Here is a 2349-nt window from a genome sequence, read left to right on the forward strand (position 1 = left end):
GGCCCGAACACACGCTGGCCTCGTACCAGCAGGCCATCGACGACGGCGCCGACTTCATCGAACCCGACCTCGTGCCGACCAAGGACGGCGAGCTGGTGGCGCGCCACGAGAACGCGATCGCCATCGTCGACGCCAGCGGCAAGGTGCTCGAGGCCACCACCAACGTGATGGACGTGCCGAAGTTCGCGAGCCGCAAGACCACCAAGACCATCGACGGCCGCCAGGTCATCGGCTGGTTCACCGAGGACTTCACGCTGGCCGAGCTCAAGGAGCTGCGCGCGCGCGAGCGCATTCCGGCACAGCGCCCGGCCAACATCTCGTACAACGACCTGTTCCAGGTGCCCACGCTCGACGAGGTGATCGAGCTCGCGAAGGCGCAGTCGCAGGCCAAGGGCCGCACCATCGGCATCTATCCCGAGACCAAGCACCCGACCTATTTCCGTTCGATCGGCCTGCCGCTCGAGAACAAGCTGCTCGACACGCTGCAGAAGCACGGCCTGAACAAGGCCGATGCGCCGGTGTTCGTGCAGTCCTTCGAGACCGGCAACCTGAAGGACGTGCGCCTGCGCAGCACGGTGAAGATCGTCCAGCTGATCGGCGGCTCGGGCGCGCCCTACGACCTGGTGGCGCTCGGCGACAAGCGCACCTATGCCGACCTCGTGAAGCCCGAGGGCCTGGCCGAGATCGCGACCTATGCGCAGGGCATCGGTCCCGACAAGTCGCGCGTGATCCCGGTGGTGGCCGGCAAGCTGGGCACGCCCACCACGCTGGTGAAGGATGCGCACGACAAAAAGCTGTTCGTCCACATCTACACGGTCCGGCCCGAGAACGCCTTCCTGCCCGACAGCCTCAAGAAGGAGCCGAAGGCCGACGGCACCGTGCATGGCGACACGGCGGCGGAGATCACCGCTTTCCTCGATGCCGGGATCGACGGGCTGTTCGTCGACAGCGCCGCGACCGCGGTGCCGGTGGTGAAGGCCTACAGCGCGCAGAAGCGCTGAAGGCGGGCGGGAACCGCCCGCGAAGGCGGTTCCCGTTCCTTGCCGCTCAGGGCGGGCAGGGATGCATGCCGGCCGCCACGGTGCGCGAGGCGATGCTCGTCTCGTCCACCGCGCCGAGCGGACGGGTGAACTTGCAGCCATAGGCCGGATCGGCCACCGTCGCCGCGGTCACCACGTCGTCGCCCGCGGGCTTCACGCCGTCGCGTTCCCACTTGATCATCGCGTCGAAGGCCTCGACCTGCTCGGCCTGCGTGAAGTCGCAATGGGTGATGCCGCGCACCGCGCGCTGCACCAGCCAGCCGCTGTTGCCCTTGGCCGCCACGCGCTTGTTGTAGATCTGCTCCATGCTGAAGGGCACGTAGAGGTCGCCGAGCGTGTGCAGGGTGACCACCGGGATCTTGAACTCGCCATTGGCCTTGGGAATCCAGCGCAGCCCGTCGCGGCGCAGGCGGTTGGCATCGGGCACGGCGGTGAGCTTGAGCACCGAGCCGTTGAGCGCCGTCGAGCCGGCCGCGTCGCCTTCGATGGTGTAGGTGAAGCGGTTGGTGTCGAGCGTGCTCTTGTTGAGGATGCCGTTGACCGTGCCGTCGCTGCCGAGCACACCCCACACGAAGGCGAAGGAACCGCCCGACTTGAAGCCGAGGTCGAACATCGGACGGGGCCCGCCGGTGAGGTTCTCGATCACCGAGGCGTACTTGGTGCCGGTGGGCGTGGTGGTGATGTTGGGGATCGGCGAGACCGTGAAGTCGGTGAACAGCGTGCCCGTCACCTGCGCCGCGATGTCCGACCAGTTCACCGTCGGGTACTTCGGCAGTCCCGCCAGCGCCTGCGCCGTGACCTGCGCGCCCGCGAAGTAGTCGAACAGCTCGGTGTCGCCGACCACGCCGCACATCGGCACCGCGCCGTTGTAGCGCACCTTGTGGTTGGCCGTGGCATAGGCCTCGTCCTCGATCGCCGCGGCCGTGATGTGGCCGCCCATCGAGTGGCCGGTGATGTAGATCTTCGAGGGCGCGGCGAGCTCGCGGCCGTTGGCCTTGGCGATCTTGTTGAACTCCAGCGCCAGCGCGTTGGTGTCCTCCACGCCCACGCGCACGTCGTAGAAGTTCTTGCTGTAGCTCGAGGCGGCCCAGGCATAGCCGTTCTGGATCAGGTAGCGGCGGATCGAGGGGTTGCTGACCGCGAGCACGTTGCCTTCGCCGGCATAGCCATGCGCGTACATCACGAGCTTGCCGTTCCAGTTGGCCGGCACCTCCACGCGGTAGGCCGCGCCGCCGAGCACGCCGGCCCAGCGGCTGGTGGTGGCGTTGTCGACCGTGTCGCCGGCCGCTGCGGCCAGGGCCGTGAAGGT

Annotated in this window: 2 protein-coding genes; one reads left to right on the top strand and one right to left on the bottom strand. The window is 67.9% G+C overall.

Going from position 1 to position 2349, the window contains the following annotated elements:
- On the top strand, positions 1-1001 hold a 1001-nt coding region (locus AC27VN_RS39100; protein ID WP_490880154.1), incomplete at its 5' end, for a glycerophosphodiester phosphodiesterase.
- A 46-nt stretch (positions 1002-1047) separates the two neighbouring features.
- On the opposite strand, the gene AC27VN_RS39105 is transcribed toward AC27VN_RS39100, so the two are convergent.
- Positions 1048-2349: alpha/beta hydrolase family protein (locus tag AC27VN_RS39105; protein ID WP_490880155.1), on the bottom strand; the 1302-nt coding region annotated here is incomplete at its 5' end.

This window comes from Variovorax sp. 20P10.2.4 (assembly GCF_058244205.1).